At 29.2% G+C, this 1,778-nt stretch carries 4 protein-coding genes; all 4 read left to right on the forward strand.

Going from position 1 to position 1,778, the window contains the following annotated elements; genetic code table 11:
* Window positions 1-276: 276 nt before the first annotated feature.
* Window positions 277-591, forward strand: a complete 315-nt coding sequence (locus ACTWQB_RS17170; RefSeq protein WP_443140378.1) for a hypothetical protein — start codon at window positions 277-279, stop codon at window positions 589-591.
* 27 nt (window positions 592-618) lie between these two features.
* The gene (locus ACTWQB_RS17175) at window positions 619-948 is read left to right on the forward strand and encodes a hypothetical protein (protein WP_443140379.1); all 330 of its coding nucleotides are present in this window, start codon (window positions 619-621) and stop codon (window positions 946-948) included.
* Window positions 949-1,036: 88 nt separating this feature from the next.
* Window positions 1,037-1,516: a hypothetical protein gene (locus ACTWQB_RS17180; protein ID WP_443140380.1), complete on the forward strand. Its 480-nt coding sequence runs from the start codon at window positions 1,037-1,039 to the stop codon at window positions 1,514-1,516.
* 49 nt (window positions 1,517-1,565) lie between these two features.
* Window positions 1,566-1,778, forward strand: a 213-nt coding sequence (locus tag ACTWQB_RS17185) for a hypothetical protein (RefSeq protein WP_443140381.1), incomplete at its 3' end; no start/stop codon positions are given.

Here is a 1,778-nt window from a genome sequence, read left to right on the forward strand (position 1 = left end):
GGGTATTAATAGTTCCCTTAGTAGCAGCAATAGTTGTTTGCGTGACACATCAAATGCTACATGTGAGCGCAACAACCGTAGTCATTCCTGAATGGTATGAGTAAAAGTCCTTTGAGCCCGCACCAATAAATGAATTCATTAGTTATTGGACAAATAAATCATTCATGTATGGAATGTATGCATTTATTCTTTCTCTAATAGTGGTAGCAATCTTTTATTTAATTAAACGGAAGAACGTAAAGATATAAATATTATGAGTGTTAGGAGGTAATTGCAATGGAACTATTTTTCGAAATTCTTGATAGTAATAGGGAAGCTTTCTTTCTTATCGTATCGTTTTTATCATCAATTTTACTTATACAAGTTAGCGTCTCAATCATATCTTTTTATTCCAATATAGAGAAACACGCTAAAAGAAGTATCATAAAGTTTATTTGGAAACAAGGCTTAGCCAGCATTAATGAAACATTCCACATTAATCTTAAAGAGAAAAATGGAAAAAGAATTAAGTGGGAAGTGTCTGTAGGAGAGAAAAGTTATTTAGTTACTACTTGGTTCACGTTCATTAAAAATTATGAAAAGGCTGTATAAGGCTTAAAGGAAAGAAGGTGTATCAATATGACTCTAAAAAACTTTAAAGGGCAAAAAAATTTAATAGAATCAATTAGTGAAGTTTATAGACTAATTAACGGTGCAGGACTTTTTAGCATTATGATTATCATTATATATTTCTTCTACTATATGATTACTAAGGTTATTTTTAATGTTCCTGTTTTAGTAAACGCGATATTAGTTATCCTTCTATGGATATTACTAATAGTAATTTTATTAATGTTTATTTCAGCTCCATTCTTTTTAATTATAATTAAAAAGAATGCTAAAAAAGAAAGGTTGGAATTTTCTAAGGCACATAAAGTAGGACTTCGAAAAGGTTTTATAAACTCTTAATAGATAAATACCTCTACAGAACCTTATCAAATATTAAATAGCAAGAAATTAATTGATATTAAAGGGGACAATTAAAAGGAGAATAATTATGAAGCAACCATTTATGAACCTTCTAGAATTCGTGTTATTTCTAATAAATCTAGTATTAATATTCTTACTAACAATATCTGCTTCCACTATATCGTCGATTACATTAGTGTCAATCGCTTTATCAGAAGTAAGTATATTAAATGGTGGATTCTTGTCATTTTTGATCTTGGTAATACCTTTCATGATAGGTTTTCGTTTTGCTATACCTGAGATGTTTATATTAAAGAAATCACCACTATTGTTAGCAAGTGGTATGATTTCTATTTTATATATACATGGTGTAGCGGGGTATGTGATGTTCTTTACAGATAATATACGTAACATAGCAACATCTATAACATTAACCGAAGAAACAGCATTTATCTTATCTGTAATCATGTTTACTTTTTCAACGTTACATTACTCCACGATGTGGATTAGGGTGCTAAAAAGGAATGAAACATTTAATAGTGGCTCTACAACTCAACTAGCTGATTAAAAAAGAGTGTTCAATACAAACGATTAAATTTGAAAGGAGGTCATATAAGATGGTCAAGATCATTTATAATCTGTATCTGTCAAATAACAGAAAGATTATGATTTCTTTATGGGGATTGGCTCTTTTTAGCTTTTTGCTCATTTATAAATTAAGAGATTTTCCTGCTAGATTTGAAATTATAGGGATTAATTTTTTTGAAAATGCTTTTTTGTTTATAGGTATGGTTTCAACTATCGTTGCAATAATCGCATCTGTTAATTTC

The organism is Piscibacillus sp. B03 (assembly GCF_052246295.1).
Taxonomy (GTDB): domain Bacteria; phylum Bacillota; class Bacilli; order Bacillales; family Alkalibacillaceae; genus Piscibacillus.

Coding starts and splice junctions, on each gene's coding strand:
- ACTWQB_RS17180 (WP_443140380.1), top strand. CDS start 1,037: ATGAAGCAACCATTTATGAACCTTCTAGAATTCGTGTTATTTCTAATA.
- ACTWQB_RS17170 (WP_443140378.1), top strand. CDS start 277: ATGGAACTATTTTTCGAAATTCTTGATAGTAATAGGGAAGCTTTCTTT.
- ACTWQB_RS17175 (WP_443140379.1), top strand. CDS start 619: ATGACTCTAAAAAACTTTAAAGGGCAAAAAAATTTAATAGAATCAATT.